18 protein-coding genes are annotated in these 18130 nt (G+C 74.2%); 8 read left to right on the top strand and 10 right to left on the bottom strand.

Annotated elements, in window-relative coordinates:
• Positions 1-19: 19 nt before the first annotated feature.
• The 3 genes from ACIBPC_RS01885 to ACIBPC_RS01875 all read right to left on the bottom strand — a co-directional run bounded on the left by ACIBPC_RS01885 (position 20) and on the right by ACIBPC_RS01875 (position 2186).
• A complete protein-coding gene (locus ACIBPC_RS01885) occupies positions 20-613 on the bottom strand; it encodes a GNAT family N-acetyltransferase (protein ID WP_398840593.1) in 594 nt (197 codons plus the stop codon).
• Positions 508-1218: a hypothetical protein gene (locus ACIBPC_RS01880; protein ID WP_398840591.1), complete on the bottom strand. Its 711-nt coding sequence runs from the start codon at positions 1216-1218 to the stop codon at positions 508-510. Before ACIBPC_RS01880 ends, ACIBPC_RS01885 begins: the two co-directional genes overlap by 106 nt.
• A 230-nt stretch (positions 1219-1448) precedes the next feature.
• Positions 1449-2186 carry a dienelactone hydrolase family protein gene (locus ACIBPC_RS01875; protein WP_398840589.1) on the bottom strand — a complete coding sequence of 246 codons (738 nt, stop codon included), beginning with the start codon at positions 2184-2186 and terminating at the stop codon, positions 1449-1451.
• A gap of 529 nt (positions 2187-2715) precedes the next feature.
• On the opposite strand from ACIBPC_RS01875, the gene ACIBPC_RS01870 reads away from it, so the two are divergent.
• Entirely contained in the window at positions 2716-3351 is a 636-nt protein-coding gene (locus tag ACIBPC_RS01870) for a hypothetical protein (RefSeq protein WP_398840588.1), read from the top strand.
• A gap of 6 nt (positions 3352-3357) precedes the next feature.
• Here the strand turns inward: ACIBPC_RS01870 and cutA are convergent, their stop codons facing one another.
• Together cutA and ACIBPC_RS01860 are read right to left on the bottom strand one after the other, a co-directional pair.
• The gene (cutA, locus tag ACIBPC_RS01865) at positions 3358-3678 is read right to left on the bottom strand and encodes a divalent-cation tolerance protein CutA (RefSeq protein ID WP_398840586.1); all 321 of its coding nucleotides are present in this window, start codon (positions 3676-3678) and stop codon (positions 3358-3360) included.
• Positions 3663-4658 carry a helix-turn-helix transcriptional regulator gene (locus ACIBPC_RS01860; RefSeq protein WP_398840585.1) on the bottom strand — a complete coding sequence of 332 codons (996 nt, stop codon included), beginning with the start codon at positions 4656-4658 and terminating at the stop codon, positions 3663-3665. Before ACIBPC_RS01860 ends, cutA begins: the two co-directional genes overlap by 16 nt.
• A gap of 93 nt (positions 4659-4751) precedes the next feature.
• Here ACIBPC_RS01860 and ACIBPC_RS01855 point away from each other — a divergent pair, with 93 nt between their 5' ends.
• Positions 4752-5888, top strand: coding sequence for an epoxide hydrolase family protein (locus ACIBPC_RS01855; protein WP_398840583.1), 1137 nt, complete (start codon positions 4752-4754; stop codon positions 5886-5888).
• On the opposite strand, the gene ACIBPC_RS01850 is transcribed toward ACIBPC_RS01855, so the two are convergent.
• Both ACIBPC_RS01850 and ACIBPC_RS01845 read right to left on the bottom strand, forming a co-directional pair.
• On the bottom strand, positions 5846-6937 hold the full coding sequence (locus ACIBPC_RS01850) for a hypothetical protein (protein ID WP_398840581.1): 1092 nt from the start codon (positions 6935-6937) through the stop codon (positions 5846-5848). The genes ACIBPC_RS01855 and ACIBPC_RS01850 overlap by 43 nt on opposite strands.
• A 52-nt stretch (positions 6938-6989) precedes the next feature.
• Positions 6990-7835 (bottom strand): NmrA family NAD(P)-binding protein, encoded by an 846-nt coding sequence (locus ACIBPC_RS01845; RefSeq protein ID WP_398840579.1) that lies wholly within the window; start codon positions 7833-7835, stop codon positions 6990-6992.
• Positions 7836-7948: 113 nt separating this feature from the next.
• On the opposite strand from ACIBPC_RS01845, the gene ACIBPC_RS01840 reads away from it, so the two are divergent.
• The 5 genes from ACIBPC_RS01840 to ACIBPC_RS01820 all read left to right on the top strand — a co-directional run bounded on the left by ACIBPC_RS01840 (position 7949) and on the right by ACIBPC_RS01820 (position 14432).
• Positions 7949-8872 carry an AraC family transcriptional regulator gene (locus tag ACIBPC_RS01840; protein ID WP_398840578.1) on the top strand — a complete coding sequence of 308 codons (924 nt, stop codon included), beginning with the start codon at positions 7949-7951 and terminating at the stop codon, positions 8870-8872.
• 159 nt (positions 8873-9031) lie between these two features.
• Entirely contained in the window at positions 9032-10492 is a 1461-nt protein-coding gene (locus tag ACIBPC_RS01835) for an FAD-dependent monooxygenase (RefSeq protein WP_398840576.1), read from the top strand.
• A gap of 182 nt (positions 10493-10674) precedes the next feature.
• A complete protein-coding gene (locus ACIBPC_RS01830) occupies positions 10675-10950 on the top strand; it encodes a heavy-metal-associated domain-containing protein (RefSeq protein ID WP_398840575.1) in 276 nt (91 codons plus the stop codon).
• Positions 10951-11038: 88 nt separating this feature from the next.
• Entirely contained in the window at positions 11039-12061 is a 1023-nt protein-coding gene (locus tag ACIBPC_RS01825) for a hypothetical protein (RefSeq protein WP_398840573.1), read from the top strand.
• Positions 12062-12140: 79 nt separating this feature from the next.
• Positions 12141-14432, top strand: coding sequence for a heavy metal translocating P-type ATPase (locus tag ACIBPC_RS01820; protein WP_398840571.1), 2292 nt, complete (start codon positions 12141-12143; stop codon positions 14430-14432).
• A gap of 60 nt (positions 14433-14492) precedes the next feature.
• Here ACIBPC_RS01820 and ACIBPC_RS01815 read toward each other — a convergent pair whose 3' ends face one another.
• From ACIBPC_RS01815 to ACIBPC_RS01805, 3 genes are all read right to left on the bottom strand, one after another.
• Positions 14493-14795 (bottom strand): DUF2316 family protein, encoded by a 303-nt coding sequence (locus ACIBPC_RS01815; RefSeq protein ID WP_398840570.1) that lies wholly within the window; start codon positions 14793-14795, stop codon positions 14493-14495.
• Positions 14796-14883: 88 nt separating this feature from the next.
• Complete coding sequence (locus ACIBPC_RS01810; protein ID WP_398840568.1) at positions 14884-15762, bottom strand: hypothetical protein; 879 nt, start codon at positions 15760-15762, stop codon at positions 14884-14886.
• 120 nt (positions 15763-15882) lie between these two features.
• Positions 15883-16899 carry a zinc-binding dehydrogenase gene (locus ACIBPC_RS01805; RefSeq protein WP_398840567.1) on the bottom strand — a complete coding sequence of 339 codons (1017 nt, stop codon included), beginning with the start codon at positions 16897-16899 and terminating at the stop codon, positions 15883-15885.
• Between the two features lie 127 nt (positions 16900-17026).
• On the opposite strand from ACIBPC_RS01805, the gene ACIBPC_RS01800 reads away from it, so the two are divergent.
• Positions 17027-17911: a LysR family transcriptional regulator gene (locus tag ACIBPC_RS01800; RefSeq protein ID WP_398840565.1), complete on the top strand. Its 885-nt coding sequence runs from the start codon at positions 17027-17029 to the stop codon at positions 17909-17911.
• Positions 17912-18130 lie beyond the last annotated feature (219 nt).

The following is an 18130-nucleotide window of genomic DNA, read 5'->3' as shown; positions in this document are numbered from 1 at the left end:
CCGGGCCGCGCCCAGCACGTCACTCGCGCCCGGCGATCGGGGGGCACGGGTCGTACGCCTCGCGGCACAGGACGTAGCACGACTCGCGGCCTGCGGCAGCCGTGCGCACGAAGCCCACCCTGCTGAGGACTCTGCCGGAACGCTCGTTGTCGGGATGATGCTTCGCGTGGACCGCCGAGAGACCCAGCGACCCGAACGCGAAGGCGAGGAGGAGCGTCACGGCGCGAGTCGCATGGCCATGTCCCCAGGCGTCACGGCGGAGTATGTAGCTCAGATGTCCGTGCGGAGCTGACACCCTCAGCCTGACGACACCCACGAGGTCGCCGTCCGCATCCACCCCGAAAGTGTGAACACTCCGTGCCCCGCTCGCGTCCCGGCCGACGGTCCGGACGTAAGCCAGAGCCTCGTCCTCACCCATCGGACCCCGAGGAAGAAAGGCCACCGAACCGACGTCGTAGATCAGCCGGACGGCGGGCACATCGGCACGCGTGAGGTCGCGCAAGCTGATCACGTGCCCAGTGCCGCCAGAGCATCGCCCAGTTCGTGAGCCGTCGGCCGGTCCTCCGGTTCCGCGAGGAGCACCGGTTCGAGGATGTCGCGCAACGCGGGCCATGGTCCCTCCGAGGACAGGGGGATCGTCCGACTGGCGATGGCAATGCGCCGAGCGGCCGGTCCGATGTCAGGCGGGAGTCCGGCAGCCGCGTAGTCCAGCGGCCATCGCCCCGTCGCACAGGTCCAGAGGACACCGGCCAGGGCATACACGTCGCTCGCCGCTCCTGGCACCGCCGGTTGCGGTCCGCGGTCGATCCATGCGGCCAGCTCAGGCGCGAGGAGGTGGGTGATGCCGCCGTTGAACTTTTCAAGAGGCTCCATCGACTCGTGCCAGGACCATGCGAAGTCGATCAGTTCGACGCCGACCGGGGTGTGGATGCCGTGCGAGGGCTGGAGATCGCCGTGAGCCCAGCCTTCGGCGTGCAGACGAGTGACGGCACGGCTCAGTCCGACGGCGGCTCCGACCGCCTCGGTACGCCCTCCGGCGCCCCGGCGCACGGGCTCGAAGAGCTGCCAGGTGGATGGCCCGGGCAGCCAGGGCGTGAGGTACCAGGAGCCCTGGCCGCTGCGCCCTGCCACGACCTCGCGATCCGGCAGACGCCCGAGAACGGTGGCCTCCCTGGCCGTGACCTCGGCGCCCTCACCGTATCCGTACTTGACCGCCACGGACGCCGATGTCCCCACCGCCTTCCACACAGTCGATCCCCGCCGGTCCGTGATCTCCTCCAGCGCGAAAGGTCCGCAAAGGGCTTCGGTCCCCCTCAGCGCCTCCGCGGGACAGGCAGGGAGCAGCAGTCTGCGCGAAATGATCCGCGCGGAGAACGCCTGACCCACTTATCCGTCACTGCGACGGGGCCTGACCAGCAGCCTTCTACGCTGGTCGAGCCCCTACTCGGTCAGTGCCTGTTGGCCAGTGTGCGGTCGAGGAGGGGTAGCAGGCGGTCCCAGTGGCGCTGTAGTCCGGCGAGGTCGAAGGCGTCGGTGTCGGACATGGTGAACCCGTGGACGGTGCCGGGGTAGATCTCGGAGGTGTAGTCGGCCTTCGCGGCGTCCAGAGCCCGGTTGAGCTCGCCCAGGGCTTCGGGCGTCAGGTCGCTTTCGGCATGGCCGAAGTGGACCTGGGCGGTGATCTCGGCGAAGGCACCCGGCCCGTCCACGCCCACGGGGCCGTGGAATGCGGCGAGGGCGGCCACCTGGCCGGGGTGGGCCGCGGCGGTGCGCATGGCCAGGAGGCCGCCTATGCAGTAGCCGGTCACCGCGACCGGTCCGGCGCCGACCTCGGGCTGGGTGGTGAGGAACCTGAGGTAGGCGTCGGCGTCGCTCAGGACACGTTCGGCGGTGTGCGCCTCGATCAAGGGCATCAACTGGGTCATGAGCGCGGGCCGGACCTCTTCTCCGATGTGCTCAGGAAGTTCGATCACCGGTGCCGGGCCGTGCCGGTAGAAGAGGTTGGGAACGAGCACGTAGTACCCGTGCCCGGCCAGTTCGCGGGCCATTTCTCGCAGCACGGGCCGGATGCCGAAGCCGTCCGCGTACATCAGCACCCCCGGGTGCCGCTCGCCACGGTCGGGGAAGGCGGCGAAGGCGTCGGCCCGGCCGTCCGCGGTGGGAATCTGCAACGTCTTGATGGGCATGAATGCTCCTGTCGTGGTTGATGTATCGAGCCTGTGATCAACACGACGGAGGCGGAGCACGCGCAGCAGCGCAAGATTCTCGATCGAACAGCGGGCCCGCACCGGCCCGCACGGCGCTCAGAAGAGCACCGGGTCACCAATCCGTGTGTGGCGCAATGCCGTCCCGGTATCCATGGCCTCAGAGCCTAGCCCACCGGGCAGAAGTCGACGCCGGCACCCCAGTCCACAGTGCGGCACGACATCCCTGGCCTCGGCCAGGAGCCGACGTCTCTCCTTCCCATCGGCCGTCGTCCACGCGATCTCGTACCCCGCCACGTCGGCGTACACGGAAACGTGCCCAGCCCCGTGCCCCTGCCTGACCCCGCCGCCAGCCTCGTGCTCACCGCACTCCGGGACCACAGCGCAACGTGACTTACGTGCCTACTGCCGATATGGCGCCTTGACCTGCCAAGATCCCTTACAACTCTGGATAATCGTCGGCTGGGCCGCGTTCGACTCGGGGGAACACGCACTCGCGCAGCGGCACTGCATGACGGCGCTGGCTGCCGCGGAGGCCGCCGGTGACGACGCTCTGGCCGGCAACTCCCTCGCGTTTCTGGCCTACCTCGAATGGGCTTCCGGCAGATCGGGGATAACGCTGGCCGAGGCGGCCTGCGATCGTGCGGGACGGCACGCCACTCCGGGGGTACGGGCCCTGCTGTGGGACCGGCTGGCATGGCAGTACGCCACCACCGGTCGCGTACAGGAGACGGAGCAGGCCCTCGGCAGGGCGGAAGAAGCGATCGCGGAGCACGCCGGGCAGCGGGAGCCCGATTGGGTGTACTGGGTGGACTCCGATGAGATCGCCATCATGAGCGGCGGGTGTTGGGCCGAACTCCGGCGTCCCTTACGCGCGATCACCCCGCTTGAGTCCGCCTTGGAGCGGTACGCCGACACCCATGCCCGGGACAAGGCGCTCTACCTGTCGTGGCTGGCCGAGGCGTACCTGGACGCGGGGGAGGCCGAACATGCCTCGCTGATCACCGGACAGGTCCTCGACCTCGCCGACGGCCTGGCTTCGACACGCCCGCTGTCGCGCTCGCGCCGACTGGCCGAGCGGCTCCGCCCCTATCGCTCGATCGCATCGGTCGGAGAGGTGGTGGGGCGTGTCGAAGCGGCTGGCTGACCGGCATCAGGGCCTGGTGGCGCGGGTGATCCAGGCGAGGTAGGCGGGTGGGGCGGAGACGATCGGCAGCGCGATGACCTCAGGCGAGTCGTACGGGTGGGCGGCCAACAGGTGGGCCCGCAGGGCTTCCACACGATCGGCCGCCGTCCGGAAGACGACCTGCCACTCGGTGCCGTCGAGGACTTCGCCAAGGTGTCGATAAGTCGTCGCGACAGGCCCGGTCACCTGCCCGGACGCCGCAAGCCCCGCCTCGACAGCCCCCCGCGACAACCGCGCGGCGGCCTCCTCCGAGTCAACTGTCGTGATCACGATCAGGAATCCGTCCATGCGGGAACGCTACTGCCGCCGGGGGGTTGGGATGCGTGGTGGGCGCGGGTGGCCAGGGTGGAGAGGTATGTGCGGAGTTCGGCGGGTTCGTGGATGGTGAAGTCGCAGCCCAGCATGAGGAGTCGTGAGGCCATCCACTCCACGGCTTCGGCGTCCGCGCGCATCAGGCAGCTGTGGGCGTCGAGTGGTGTGAACGTGGCGGGGTCGAGGCCGGTGCGGCGGGCGGCTTCGGGGGCGGGGAGGGCGAGCGTGGCGCGCAGGGGGTGTGCCGGGGCGAGGGCGTACATCTTGTCGCGCACGTAGGCCGCCGCGTCGCCGCCAGGGGGCTGCCGGGGCGGGACGCGGACGCCGGTCGTGCGGGGGCCGGTGAGGCGGTCCACGCGGAAGACGCGCCAGTCGTGGCGCTCGGCGTCGTACGCCAGGAGGTACCAGCGGCGGCCCGCCGCGACGAGGCGGTGGGGCTCCACGAGCCGGTCGGTCGTCCGCCCGTCGGCGGCGCGGTAGGCGAACCGTACGCGCTCGTGCGCCACGGCCGCCGCCGCCAGCGTCGTCAGGTGCCCGGGGTCCACGGCGGTGGCGCCGGGGCCGGTCAGGGACACCGTCGCGGCGGCCAGCGCGCCGACGCGGCGCCGCAGCCGTGACGGCAGCACCTGTTCCAGCTTGGCCAGCGCCCGCACCGACGCCTCGTCGATCCCCTCCACCGCCCCGCCCGCCGCCGCCCGCAGGCCGACCGCGACGGCCACCGCCTCGTCGTCGTCCAGCAGGAGCGGCGGCATGGCCTTGCCCGCGACGAGGCGGTAGCCGCCGACGGCGCCCATCGTCGCGTGGACGGGGTAGCCGAGGTCGCGCAGCCGCTCGATGTCGCGGCGGACCGTGCGCGGGCTGACGCCGAGGCGTCCGGCCAGTTCGCTGCCGGGCCACTCGCGGGGCGTCTGGAGGAGGGACAGCAGGCGGACGAGGCGTGCGGCGGTGTCGCTCATGGGGTCCAGCATGCCGGATTGAGTAGGCCAGGAACTGACCTACATGGCCTCTAGCGTTCGGAGGTGTCAGCACGACGTACGAGGAGCGACGACATGACCGGCAGCACCGCGATCCGCCCGTTCCGCATCGACGTCCCGCAGCGGGACGTGGACGACCTGCGCGACCGGCTCGCCCGCGCCCGCTGGACGCGGCGGCTCGGCGGGGCCGACTGGGGACTCGGCGTACCGACCGCGTACCTGCGGGAGTTGGCCGCCCACTGGCGGGACGGCTTCGACTGGCGGGCGGTGGAGGGCGAGTTGAACGGCCTTCCGCAGTTCATGACCGAACTGGACGGGTACGAGGTGCACTTCGTCCACGTCAGGTCGCCCGAGCCGGACGCGCTGCCGCTGGTCCTCGCGCACGGCTGGCCCCACAGCTTCGTGGAGTTCGCCGATCTCGTCGGCCGCCTCGCCGATCCCCGCGCGCACGGGGCCGACCCGGCGGCGGCGTTCCACGTCGTCATCCCCTCGGTGCCCGGCTTCGGCTTCTCGTCGCCGCCGCGCGAGGGACTGACCCTGGCGGGTGTCGGGCGGATGTGGTCGGCGCTGATGCGGCGGCTCGGGTACGAGCGGTACGGCGTGCAGGGCGGGGACCTCGGCGCGTACATCGCGCCCGAGGTGGCGAAGGCCGATCCGGACCGTGTGGCCGGGGTGTACATCACCGGCGGACTCGGCTTCCCGACCGAGGCCGACGTGCCGGGGATGTCGGACGAGGAGCGGAAGGCGTACGAGGAACTGCGGTCGGCGGACTGGGTGAACGGCGTCGATCACCACGCGCTGCTGCGGGCGGCGCCGCGCACGTTCGCGCACGGCTGGCACGACTCGCCGGTGGCGGCGCTGGCGTGGATGGCGCAGAAGTTCCACGAGTTCTCGATGGGCGCGCGGCCCGCCGACCGGATGGTGGGGCGTGACCGCTTCCTGGCGAACCTCAGCCTGTACTGGTTCACGGACACCTTCGGCACGTCGTCCTGGCCGATGTACACGACCACAGGGCTCGGGTGGCCCGAGGGGCAGAAGGCGGTGCCGACCGGTGTCTACAGCGGCGCGCCCGGCATCAGGCGGCTCGCGGAGCGGCACAACACGGTCGTCCACTGGCCGGAGGGCAACACGAGCGGCCACCACTTCGTCGCCCTGTCGGACCCCGGTCCCTACGCGGCGGACCTGCGCGCGTTCTTCCGCCTCGTGCGCTGAGGGGGCGGGCTGGGCCGGACGGGCTGGAGCGTCAGGTACCACTCGCCGCCGCCGTCCGAGGCGCTGAGGTCGAGGTACCCGGCGCGGGGCAGCCGCAGCGTCTTGCGTCCGTCGGCCGTGCCGTGCACCGCGTCGGTGCTGTCCGGGGTCCCGGCCGGCCAGCGGGGAGGAGGGCAGTCGCAGTCCCATCCCCTGAGACACCCGCACACGAACATCGCCCGCCAGTGCGTGTCCCCCCGGGCCTGCACCGTGAGCAGCGCCGGGCCGCCGCCGTACGACAGCACGTGGTAGCCGGTGCCCCGCCACTCCGTCTCCAGGGGTGACGCGTCGGTCAGCGGCCTGACGCGGGCCGACCAGCCCGCGCCGTCCCGGAGGGCGCCGACGGCGAGGTGTGTCAGCCCGGGCTTGAGGAGGCTGGTGGCGCGCAGGTGGCCGGTGCCCGTCAACAGAGCGCCGTCCCGGTCCACCAGATCCTCTGTGCGGATCACGCCTTCGACGCGCACATACTCGGCGTCCTGGTTCCGGAACTCCAGGAGCGCGAACCGGCCGGGTTCAGGGCGGTCGATGAGGTGTTCACCGTTTCCGGTGCCCCTGATGACGAAGCGCTCGGGGACGGGCGGCGGGGGCTCGCCGTCCGGCGCCCCCTCATCCGACTGTGGGGCGTCGGGCAGGCGGGGCAGGGCGTCGATGGGCACCGGGCGGCCCGCCTGCCTGGCCTCCATCCGGATCAGGGCCGCGCGGCCCGCGTGGAGGGCCGCCATCACGTCGGCCGGGGTGCCGGCCGACGTGCCGCGCTCGTACGCGTCGAGGGCCGCGCGGTACTCCTTGAGCACGGCGGGGGCGGTGCCGGGTTCCGTCGGATCGAAGGGCAGGCGCGCCAGTTCCTCACCGAAAGCGGTGACGGCCTCCTGCACGGCGAAGGGCAGGACGGGGACCGGCGGAAGCGCCGGGGCGGCGACCGTGACGGGTGCGCGGCGGCGCAGCAGCGGCACGGCCGTGACCATCCCGAGGACCCAGCCCCCGGCGAACAGCGACACTTCACCCCACATGGCGACGATGTTCGCACACCCGTACGGCGACGCCCCTTGTTGCGCGGGGCGGTCAGGCGGCCCAGGCGCCGGAGGCGGCGGCCTCGGCGGCCCAGGTCTCGAAGGCGACCGGTTCGCGGCCCAGGACGCGCCGTACGCCGTCGGTGGGTTCGGCCACGTTGCCCGCGCGCATCCCGGCGAACATCGCGTCGAGCGCCGCCACCTCCCCCTCCGACGCACCCACGGCGCGGAGTTCGTCGCGGTACGCCCCGGGCGTCAGCTCCTCGTAGGCAACGCTGCGGCCCGACACCCGCGCGATCACCTCCACCGCCTCGCCGAACGTGAGCCCCCGGGGTCCCGACAGCTCGTACGTCCGCCCGTGGTGCCCGGCGTCGTCAGCGGTGAGCAGGGCGGCGGCGACATCGGCGATGTCCCGGACGTCGACGAACGGTTCGGGCGCGGCGCCGATCGGGAGGGCGAGCCGCCCGGCCAGCACCGGGGCGTGCCAGACGTCCTCGGAGAAGTTCTGCGCGAAGTTGTTCGGGCGGATGACGGTCCACTCGGGGGCGTGCTCGCGCACCGCCTCCTCCCCCGCCGCCATGCCGGGGAACCCCGGCCCGTCGAGCCGCTCGATGCCACGGCCCGACAGCGCCACGAAGCGCCGCACACCCGCGTCCACGGCCTGCCGCACGAAGCGGTGGACGGGCTCCGCCACTTCGGGCACCACCAGGTAGACGGCGGAGGCACCGGCGAGGGCGGCTGGCCAGGTGGCCTCGTCGTCCCAGTCGAAGCGGGTGGCGGAGGAACGGGAGGCGGGCCGTACGGGCGCGCCCGCCGCGCGGAGGGCGGTGACCAGGCGGCGGCCGGTCTTGCCGGTGGCGCCGAGGACGAGGACGGGGCGGTCAGGAGATGTCGTCATGCCGCCAGTCAACCGGCGGGCGGCGCACGGGCACATGGGCCGCCGTACGGGAGGCATGTGCGATCGTCCGGCGCCTCCGCGACCGGACGGCCGGTCCGGTTATCGTGGCGGGTATGGACCCGTTCGACGAACTGCTGCGCGGGGTGCGGGCGGACGGCGCCGGCCTGCGGCGGACCGAGCTGTCGCCGCCCTGGACGCTCCGCCCCACCGGCGAGGACGGCGGGGCCGGCGAGACGTCGCTGACGCTGTACGCGCCGCTGCGCGGCGAGGCATGGCTGACCCGGGAGGACGGCGGCGGGGAGCCGCTGCGCGTGGGGGCCGGTGACGTGGTGATCGTGCGCGGCCCGGGTCCGTTCGTCCTCGCGGACCGGCCCTCGCCCGGCGCCGGGACCGGAGGCGCCGAGGGGGCGGTGCTGCTGACGGCGACCTATCCCGTGCGCGGCACCGTCGCGCGGCGGCTGCACGGGCTGCTGCCGCCGTTCGTGCTGGAGCCGGGCGACGAGGGGTGCGCGTCGCTGCTCGACGTCCTGGACGCGCAGGCCGGGGTGTGCCCGCCGGGGCAGCAGGTGGTGCGGGACCGGCTGCTCGACTGGCTGCTGGTGTGCGTGCTGCGCGGCTGGTTCGACCGGCCGGGGACGGCGCCGTCCGGCTGGTTCCACGCGCTCGGGGACGAGACGGTCGGCCCGGTGCTGCGGGCCATGCACGCCGCGCCCGACCGGCCGTGGACGCTCGCGTCGCTGGCGGCCGAGGCGAACGTGTCGCGCACGACGCTGGCCCAGCGGTTCACGAGGCTGGTCGGCGAGCCGCCGCTGACCTACCTGACGGACTGGCGGATGACGCTGGCCGCCGATCTGCTGACCGGCACGGCCGAGACGGTCGCCGCCGTGGCGCGGCGGGCCGGGTACGCGGACGCGTTCGGCTTCAGCGCGGCCTTCAAGCGGTTCCACGGCGTGAGCCCCAGCGGCTACCGCGACAACTGCGGGCCTGACGCGGACTGTTCGGCGGCGGTCGGCAGCTGCGGCGGGGCGCCGGTCTGACGGACGGCGGAGGCGGCCCGCCGGGCGCGAGGGCACGGAACTCCCCGCCACTCTCAAGGTATAGCGCGCCAGGGGGCTTGCGGCAAGGCCCCCGTCGTCCCGCAGAATCGTCCGCCGAAGCCATGACCTGCGCGAACGCGGGCGGATATGGGGGAAGCGATGATCGACGTGATCGTGGTCGGCGGCGGGCCGACCGGGCTGATGCTGGCCTGTGAACTGCGCCTCGCCGGGGTACGGACGGTGGTGCTGGAGAGACTGACGGAGCCGGTCGAGCAGTCCCGTGGACGCGGCCTGCACGCGCGGAGTGTCGAGATCATGGACCAGCGGGGCCTGCTGGACCGGTTCCTCGCGGTCAGCGAGAAGTTCAGCGTGGGCGGGCTCTTCGGCGGGATCATGAAGCCGTGGCCGGAGAGTCTCGACACGGCCCACCCGTACGGCCTGGCGACGCCGCAGGTCCTCACCGAGCGGCTGCTGGACGAGCGCGCGCGGGAACTCGGGGCCGAGATCGGGCGCGGCCGGGAAGTGGCCGGGTTCGACCAGGACGACACCGGGGTGACCGTCTCCCTGACGGACGGCACGCGGCTGCGGTCGCGCTGGCTCGTCGGCTGTGACGGGGGCCGCAGCACGGTGCGCAAGCTGCTCGGCGTCGGGTTCCCCGGTGAGCCCGCCAGGGTCGAGACGCTGCTCGGCGACATGGCGATGACGGAGGACAGGGAGACGATCGCCCGGATCGTCGCCGAGATCAGGAAGACCCAGCTGCGCTTCGGCATCGCGCCCGACGTGGACGGGCAGACGGGGGTGTTCCGCGTCATCGTGCCGGCCGACGGGGTGGCCGAGGACCGCGCGGCCCCGCCGACGCTGGAGGATTTCAGGCGGCAGCTGCGGGCCGTCGCGGGGACCGACTTCGGCGCCCACTCGCCGCGCTGGCTGTCCCGTTTCGGCGACGCCACCCGGCAGGCCGAGCGCTACCGGGTGGGGCGGGTCCTGCTGGCGGGCGACGCGGCGCACATCCACCCGCCGACCGGCGGCCAGGGGCTCAACCTCGGCGTCCACGACGCGTTCAACCTCGGCTGGAAGCTGGCCGCCGAGGTCAACGGCTGGGCTCCCGAAGGCCTGTTGGACACCTACCACGCGGAGCGGCACCCGGTGGGCGCCCGCGTGCTCGACAACACCCGCGCCCAGATGATGCTGCTCGGCACCGACCGCGCGGCCACCGCGCTGCGCGGGCTGCTCTCGGAGCTGATGGACATCGAGGAGGTGAACCGGTACGTCACCGGCATGATCACCGCGACCGGGGTCCGGTACGACCTCGGCGAGGGCCACCGCCTGCTCGGGCGGCGGCTGCCGGACAGGGAGCTGGGGCAGGGGCGGGGGCGCCTGTACGGGCTGATGCACGGCGGCCGCGGCCTGCTGCTGGACAGGACCGGCGCGCTCTCGGTGGACGGGTGGGCGGACCGGATCGACCATGTGCCGGCGGACGGGGGCACCGGCGGAGAGCTGGCGGAACTGGACGCGCCCGCGCTGCTGCTGCGGCCCGACGGCCATGTGGCCTGGGCGGGGGACGGGCAGCGCGACCTGCTCGACGCGCTCCGGAGGTGGTTCGGCGCCCCCGCGGCCTGAGGCGGCCCGGCGCCGGAACCAGCCCGACCGTGACTCAAGGTAATCATTCATGGAGTCACCGTAGACGCTCCGTAGCCATCCCGGTATCGCTCGTACGGGTGAACGATGGCCTCATTGATACCCCCCAGGGGTATGTTATGTTTCTCGTGAAGCACGGCGAGAGCTGCTGAAGGGAAACCGCCATGAGCACGTCCACCGCACCCGTGGTCGCCACCTACACCGTCACCGGCATGACCTGCGGCCACTGCGTCGGCTCGGTCAGCGCGGAGATCGGCGCCATCGAGGGCGTCACCGGCGTCGAGGTCGACCTGCCGACCGGCGCCGTCACCGTGACCAGCGCGGCGCCGCTGGCCGGGGCTGACGTCGCCGCCGCCGTCACCGAGGCCGGGTACGAGCTGGCCCCGGAGCGGAGTCTGCCGCAGGCGTCCGGCTGCTGCGGCTCCGGCGGCTGCCACTGACCGGGCCGCCGGTGGGCGCCTGCGCGGCGCCCACCGGCACCCGGCCACCGCCCCCGGCAGGCAGCACCCCACGAGAGGACCGCAGGACATGAACACGGCAGCCAAGGTCGGTTCCTTCACCGCCGGGCTCGGCCTCGCGTTCGGCGCCGCCTTCGGCATCGGCAGCGCGGTCGGCCCGGTCGGCGGCGACCCGGCCCCCGCCCACGACGGCACGAGGGACCATGGGAACGGCGCGGAACACGGCAGCACCACAGACGGCAGCACCGACGGCACCACAGACAGCAGTACGGACGGCACCACCCAGGAGGACGGCGACATGGACCACGGCGCCCCCACAGGCCACGGCAGCACCACCCCCGGCGGACTCCAGATAGCGGAGCGCGGCTACACCCTCGTACCGCCCGCCGGGCCGCTCACGGCGGGCGAGCGGACGGAGCTGGCGTTCCGCGTCCTCGGCCCCGGCGGCGAACCCCTCACCGCCTACACGCCGACCCACGAGAAGGACCTCCACCTGATCGTCGCCCGGCGCGACCTCAGCGGCTTCCAGCACGTCCACCCCACCCTGGGCGAGGACGGCACCTGGCGCGTACCCCTCACGTTCCCCCGCGCGGGCGACTACCGGATGTTCGCCGACTTCGCCCCCGCCGGTGACGACGGCGGCCCGCTGACGCTCGGCGCCGACGTGCCGGTCGGCGGCGACTACGCGCCGGTGCCGCTGCCCGCCCCGGCCGCCACCGCCGAGGTGGACGGCTACACGGTGACGCTCGACGGCACCCTCGCCGCGGGCGCGGACAGCACGCTCACCCTCAGCGTCGCCCGCGACGGCGAGCCCGTCACCGACCTGGAGCCGTACCTCGGCGCGTACGGCCACCTCGTCGCCCTGCGCGAGGGCGACCTCGCCTACCTCCACGTCCACCCGCAGGGCGAGCCCGGCGACGGCACGACCCCGGCCGGGCCCGGCATCACCTTCCACACCAGCGCGCCGAGCGACGGCACCTACCGCCTCTACCTCGACTTCCAGCACGAGGGGACGGTGCGGACGGCCGAGTTCACCGTCGTCGCGGGCCAAGCGCAGGGACAGGGGCACGGCGAGAGCGGGCACACGCACTGACACCCGCCCGCGTTCCGTTCTGCCCGCCGCATACCCCTACCCCCTACGCGTACCCGAACCACCGTCAGGAGAAGCCGAGATGACTCCCACCACCGGCGCGTCCACCCAGCAGGACACCGGATCGGTCGAACTGACCATCGGCGGCATGACCTGCGCCTCCTGCGCCAACCGCATCGAGCGCAAGCTCAACAAGCTCGAAGGCGTCACCGCGACGGTCAACTACGCGACCGAGAAGGCCAAGGTCAGCTGGTCGGGCGACGTCTCACTCGACGACCTGGTCGGCCAGGTCGAGGCCGCCGGCTACACGGCCGAGCCGCCCCCGCCCCCCGCTCCCCCCGCGCCCGCCGGGGCGCCACCCGATACCGGCGGCGAGCCGGAGGACGGACGGCTGCGCGCCCTGCGCGAGCGGCTGACCGTCTCGGCCGTGCTGACGGTCCCGGTGGTCGCGCTCGCGATGGTCCCCGCCTGGCAGTTCGACGGCTGGCAGTGGATCTCGCTGGCGCTGGCCTGGCCCGTGGTCGTGTGGGGCGCGTGGCCCTTCCACAAGGCCGCGTTCACCAACCTGCGGCACGGCGCCTCCACGATGGACACGCTCGTGTCGCTCGGCACCCTCGCGGCGCTCGGCTGGTCGCTGTACGCCCTGCTGTTCGGCAGCGCGGGCATGATCGGGATGACCCACCCGTTCAGCTTCACGGTCGAACGCAGCGACGGCGGCGGCAACATCTACCTCGAAGCGGCGGCGGGCGTCACCACGTTCCTCCTCGCCGGGCGGTACTTCGAGGCGCGCGCCAAGCGCCGCTCGGGCGCCGCGCTGCGGGCGCTGCTGGAGATGGGCGCCCGCGACGTCGCGCTGCTCCTGCCCGACGGGCGCGAGGAGCGCGTACCGGTCGAACGGCTCGCGGTCGGCGACACGTTCGTCGTCCGCCCCGGCGAGAAGATCGCGACGGACGGCACGGTCACCGAGGGCTCGTCCGCCGTGGACGCGTCGATGCTGACCGGCGAGTCCGTGCCCGTGGAGGTCGGCCCCGGCGACGCCGTGACGGGCGCGACGGTCAACGCGGGCGGGCGCCTCGTCGTACGCGTCACCCGCGTCGGCGCCGACACGCAGCTCGCCCGCATGGCGCGGCTCGTGGAGGACGCGCAGAACGGCAAGGCCGCCGCGCAGCGCCTCGCCGACCGGATCTCCGGCGTGTTCGTGCCGATCGTGATCGCGCTGGCCGTGGCCACGCTCGGCTTCTGGTGGGGCACGGGCGAGGGGGTCTCCGCCGCGTTCACCGCCGCCGTCGCCGTCCTGATCATCGCCTGCCCGTGCGCCCTGGGCCTGGCCACGCCGACCGCGCTGCTGGTCGGCACGGGCAGGGGCGCGCAGCTGGGCATCCTCATCAAGGGGCCCGAGGTGCTGGAGTCGACGCGCCGCGTGGACACCGTCGTCCTCGACAAGACCGGCACCGTCACCGAGGGCCGGATGACGCTCACCGCCGTCCGCGCCGCCGAGGGCGAGGACGAGGCGGAGGTGCTGCGGCTGGCGGGCATCCTGGAGAACGCCTCCGAGCACCCGGTGGCCCGCGCCGTCGCGGCGGCGGCGGCCGAGCGCACGGGCACCCTCCCGGCTCCCGAGGAGTTCGCGAACGTCCCCGGCCTCGGCGTCCAGGGCGTCGCCGAGGGGCATGCCGTCCTCGTCGGGCGGCCCCGCCTGCTGGCCGACTGGTCGCTGACGCTGCCCGCCGCGCTCGAACGGGCCCTGGCGGACGCGGAGGCGGAGGGCCGTACGGCGGTCGCCGTCGCGTGGGACGGCGCGGCGCGCGGGGTGCTCGTCGTCGCGGACGCGGTGCGGCCGACGTCCGCCGAGGCCGTCGCGCGGCTGCGCGAGCTGGGCCTCACGCCGGTGCTGCTGACCGGCGACAACGCGCGGGCCGCCGCCGCGGTGGCCCGCGAGGTCGGCATCGACGCGGACCGGGTGATCGCCGAGGTACTGCCGCAGGACAAGGCGGCGGTCGTCGCGCGGCTCCAGGCGGAGGGGCGGAGCGTCGCCATGGTCGGCGACGGCGTGAACGACGCGGCGGCCCTCGCCACGGCCGACCTGGGCCTGGCCATGGGCACCGGCACGGACGTCGCCATCGAGGCGGCGGACCTGACCCTCGTACGGGGCGACCTGCGGGCCGCCGCCGACGCCGTGCGGCTCGCGCGCCGGACGCTGGGGACGATCAAGGGCAACCTGTTCTGGGCGTTCGCGTACAACGTCGCGGCGCTGCCGCTGGCGGCGGCCGGGCTGCTGAACCCGATGCTGGCGGGGGCGGCGATGGCGTTCTCGTCGGTCTTCGTCGTCAGCAACAGCCTGCGGCTGCGGGGCTTCAGGGCGCAGGGCTCCTGACCTCGCGGCGGGGCGGCGGGGAGCGGCCTGCTCCCCGCCGCCCCCCGCCGTACGCCCGCGTCAGCCCCGGCGCGGGGGCCGCCCCACCCCGAACCACACGCCGGCGGCCGCGCGCATCCGCTCGGTCAGGACGGTGTACGGGACGGGCGTCCCGCCGCGCGCCCTGACCCGTTCCTCAAGGTGGTCCCGCAGCAGCCAGACGTCCTGGGGCCGCGACGCCTCGCCGCAGTCGAGCGCCGCCCGGAACGCGTCCTCGCCGAGGCCGAGTTCCGTCCATACCTCCAGAGGGCTCGCCCCGGACAGCTCCAGGTTGGCGCGCAGTTCGGCGCCGGTCCTGGCCCTCTCCTCGTCGTTCAGCGACATCGCGTCTCCTCTCGGCGGGCTGCGACCGACCGTACCCGTGGGCGGTGGCGGACGGCGCGGAAGGACACGTGCGGCCCGGCGGCGGAGGTCAGAGGTGGCCGTATGCCATGCGGATGCCGAGGGTGGACTGCGAGGGGAGCAGGCCGGTGCGGACGATGTCGCGGACGGCGGGCATCACCAGTTCGGCGAGGCGGGCGGTCTCGGCCGGGGTCAGCGCCGCCCAGGGCGCGGCGGCCAGTTCGTCCGTGAGCCGCTCGACCTCGCCCCGTACGCGCAGGCCCTCGGCGGTGGCGGCGCCGTCCGCGTCCACCAGGCCGCGTCCGGCCAGCCGCGCGCGGGCGGCGTCCCACTCCTCGGCGCTCCAGCCGCGGCTGGCGAAGACCTCGGCGGGCGCGGCGCCCGCCGCGGCGTGCGAGACCAGCGAGTCGAGGGGCCCGAGGCCGTGCGTCTGGAGGGCCGTGATGTGCCCGTCGCCCCGGTGCTCGCGCAGGACGGTCGCGGCGTGCCACAGGACGGCGTGCGGCTCGTCGGGCCAGGGCAGCGCGGCGTTGGCGGCGGCCAGGGGGCGGCCCGCGGTGTCGGCCGCCTCCGCCGCGCGGCGGGCGAGGGCGGCGGCCTCGCGCACCTCGGGCGAGGCGGCCCGTTCGCCGAGCAGCCGCCGCAGCGCCTCGTCCACGGAGGCGAGGCGCGCCGCGACGACCGCGCCGGGGCTCGTGGTGTCCCAGGCGTGGGTGATGTGGCGGGCCACCTTGCGCGGGCTGAAGCTGTAGAAGACGGCGTTGACCAGCGCGGGGCCGACGGGGCCGAGGGGTGCGGCGCGCCAGGCGAAGTAGCCGGCCCAGCGGCGCTCGGCGGGGTAGCCGAGGGCGGCGGCCCGCTCCACGCTCTCGGGCGCGTAGTAGGCGATGGCGTGGACCGGTTCGAGCAGCTGCCACATCCTCCGGACGGTGCCCAGGCCGTGCGTCATGTCGCGTCCTCTCCCGGTGCCCGGCGGTCTGTGGGACCGGGCCGTGGTCGTCACGATCGCACCGCCCCGGAAATCTTGTCAATGGCTACTTCTGGGGCCGCACCGTCCGGGCGGGCGGCGTCAGCCCCGCGGCTCCAAGGCGACGAGCATCTTGCCGGTGTTCTCGCCGCGCAGCATGCCGAGGAACGCGTCCACCGTCCGGTCCATGCCGCGCACGACCGTCGCGTCCGACGTCACGGCGCCCGAGCGCAGGTGCGGCACGAGGAAGTCCTCCAGTTCCTGCTGCACCGACCCGAAGTGCCGCACCAGCACGCCTTCGAGGCGCAGCGACTTGCCGACGATGTCGAAGAGGTTGCGCGGCGCGGGCGGCGGCGTGGCGGCCGAGTGGTACTGGGCGACAGCGCCGACCCACGCGATGCGGCCGTGGTCGCGCAGCGCGCCGATCGCGGCCTCCAGGTGGTCGCCGCCGACGTTGTCCAGGCAGGCGCTGATGCCGTCGGGCGCGGCCTCGGCGAGCAGGCCGGGCAGCGGGCCGTCGTGGTAGTCGAAGGCGGCGTCGAAGCCGAGGTGTTCCGTGAGGTGCCGCACCTTGGCGGGCGAGCCCGCGCTGCCGACGAGGCGGCGCACGCCGAGCAGCCGTGCGATGCGCCCCGCGGCCGTGCCGACGCCCCCGGCGGCGGCCGAGACGAACAGGTCGTCGGTGTCGGCCAGTCCGAGGAAGCGGGTCAGCGCCACGTACGCCGTCAGGCCGGTGCCGCCGAGGATGCCGAGGTGGGCGTCGAGCGGCACGCCGTCGTACGCGGTGACGCGGCGCGTGCCGGACTCGCCCAGGGTCACCAGCGCGTGGCTGCGCCAGCCGTGCCGGTGGAAGACCACGTCGCCCTCGGCGAGGCCGGGGTCGCGGGAGGCGATGACGCGGCCGATGCTGCGGCCTTCGAGCGGCGCGTGCAGGTCCCAGCCGCCGTCCTCGTCCATCAGCTCGCGGTGGTAGGGGTCCACGGAGAGGAGGAGGTTCTCGACCAGCGCGGTCCCCGGCGCGGGTTCCGGCACGGGCGCCTCGACGTAGCGGAAGAGGTCGGGGGTGGGGAAGCCGTCGGGGCGGGCGATCTGGTGCACGGTGACCGATGTCGTCGTCATGCGCCGAAAGCTACGGGCCGCCCGCCGGGCCGGCCCAGACGTGACGGATCATGGGGACAGGCGTTCCATGAGCGCCGTTCATGGAACGCGGCGCGTACGCGCCGGTGGGACGAGGGGGAGCCGTGCGATGGCGTCCGAACTGACCGTACGGGAACTGCGGGTGCTGGTGGCCGTCGCGGAGGCGGCGAGCTTCTCGGCGGCGGCGACCGCGCTCGGGCAGACGCAGTCCGCCGTGTCGCACGCGGTGCGGGGCACCGAGGAGAAGGTGGGGGCCGTACTGTTCGCGCGCGGCAGGCACGGCGCGCGCGCCACCGCGGCGGGCGAGAAGGCCGTCGGGCACGCGCGGCGCGTCCTGCGGCTGCTCGACACCCTGGGCGCCGAGGCACGGGCGGCGGGCGCGGGGAACGCGGCGGCGGAGGCGGGCCCGTTGCGCATCGCCGCCTTCCGCAGCGCGGCGCTGCACCTGCTGCCGCCCGTCCTGGCCCGGCTCGCCGAACGGCACCCCGGCATCAGGCCCGAGGTGCGGATGATCCGCGAGGTGGACGAGGGCACGGCGGGCGAGGTCATGGCGGGCCGCGCCGACATCGGCATCGCCACCCTGACGCGCGACGGCAGGCCGCCGCACGGGCTCGTCGGCGGCGTACTGCTGCACGAGGGCTACGCGCTGGTGCACCCGGCGGGCCACCCCGCACCGCGCACACTGCCCCTGATCGACTGGACGGAGAACTGCACCTCCTACACCCGCGACTGGTGGGCGGCACAGGACTGGCTCCCGCGCGCGACGGTGGAGGCGCAGGACGACGGGGCGGTCCTGTCGCTGGTGGCGCAGGGCCACGGCATGGCCGTCATGCCCCTGCTGTCCCTGACCGGCGCGCCCCCGTCCGTGACCGTCACCGACCTGGGCGCCGACCGGCCGACGCGCGGCATCGGCTGGGTGACGACGCCGGAGCTGGCCGCGACCGGAACCGTACGCGCCCTGGTGCGCGCGCTGCGTGCCGCCCACCCGTCCTGAGCCCCCTGGGCCCCCTCCCGCACCACGGGTCACAAGGCGGGCGAAGTCCGGCCAAGGCGCGGAAACGGCCGGGCGCGGTGTGGCGTACGTCATCCCCGCGAGAGGGGACCACGCATCCGATGCTCGAACGGCGCTGCGATACTGTCCCGATCCGGCGCGTCCGAAGGGCCGGAAGCGCCGCGACCCCGGGGGCCCGCACCCCGTCCGAGGGAACGGCAA

It is taken from the genome of Streptomyces sp. NPDC049879 (assembly GCF_044461265.1).
GTDB lineage: Bacteria > Actinomycetota > Actinomycetes > Streptomycetales > Streptomycetaceae > Streptomyces.
The sequence above is the reverse complement of the archived record's forward strand: the minus strand, read 5'-3'. Positions and strand labels throughout refer to the sequence as shown.

Bases quoted from the DNA above. Each gene is read 5' to 3' on its own strand.
- ACIBPC_RS01825 (WP_398840573.1), top strand. From the start codon at position 11,039: ATGAACACGGCAGCCAAGGTCGGTTCCTTCACCGCCGGGCTCGGCCTC.
- ACIBPC_RS01830 (WP_398840575.1), top strand. From the start codon at position 10,675: ATGAGCACGTCCACCGCACCCGTGGTCGCCACCTACACCGTCACCGGC.
- ACIBPC_RS01875 (WP_398840589.1), bottom strand. From the start codon at position 2,186: ATGCCCATCAAGACGTTGCAGATTCCCACCGCGGACGGCCGGGCCGAC.
- ACIBPC_RS01885 (WP_398840593.1), bottom strand. From the start codon at position 613: ATGGCCCGCGTTGCGCGACATCCTCGAACCGGTGCTCCTCGCGGAACC.
- ACIBPC_RS01840 (WP_398840578.1), top strand. From the start codon at position 7,949: ATGGACCCGTTCGACGAACTGCTGCGCGGGGTGCGGGCGGACGGCGCC.
- ACIBPC_RS01820 (WP_398840571.1), top strand. From the start codon at position 12,141: ATGACTCCCACCACCGGCGCGTCCACCCAGCAGGACACCGGATCGGTC.
- ACIBPC_RS01815 (WP_398840570.1), bottom strand. From the start codon at position 14,795: ATGTCGCTGAACGACGAGGAGAGGGCCAGGACCGGCGCCGAACTGCGC.
- ACIBPC_RS01805 (WP_398840567.1), bottom strand. From the start codon at position 16,899: ATGACGACGACATCGGTCACCGTGCACCAGATCGCCCGCCCCGACGGC.
- ACIBPC_RS01855 (WP_398840583.1), top strand. From the start codon at position 4,752: ATGACCGGCAGCACCGCGATCCGCCCGTTCCGCATCGACGTCCCGCAG.
- ACIBPC_RS01835 (WP_398840576.1), top strand. From the start codon at position 9,032: ATGATCGACGTGATCGTGGTCGGCGGCGGGCCGACCGGGCTGATGCTG.
- ACIBPC_RS01810 (WP_398840568.1), bottom strand. From the start codon at position 15,762: ATGACGCACGGCCTGGGCACCGTCCGGAGGATGTGGCAGCTGCTCGAA.
- ACIBPC_RS01860 (WP_398840585.1), bottom strand. From the start codon at position 4,658: ATGAGCGACACCGCCGCACGCCTCGTCCGCCTGCTGTCCCTCCTCCAG.
- ACIBPC_RS01850 (WP_398840581.1), bottom strand. From the start codon at position 6,937: ATGTGGGGTGAAGTGTCGCTGTTCGCCGGGGGCTGGGTCCTCGGGATG.
- cutA (WP_398840586.1), bottom strand. From the start codon at position 3,678: ATGGACGGATTCCTGATCGTGATCACGACAGTTGACTCGGAGGAGGCC.
- ACIBPC_RS01845 (WP_398840579.1), bottom strand. From the start codon at position 7,835: ATGACGACATCTCCTGACCGCCCCGTCCTCGTCCTCGGCGCCACCGGC.
- ACIBPC_RS01870 (WP_398840588.1), top strand. From the start codon at position 2,716: ATGACGGCGCTGGCTGCCGCGGAGGCCGCCGGTGACGACGCTCTGGCC.
- ACIBPC_RS01800 (WP_398840565.1), top strand. From the start codon at position 17,027: ATGGCGTCCGAACTGACCGTACGGGAACTGCGGGTGCTGGTGGCCGTC.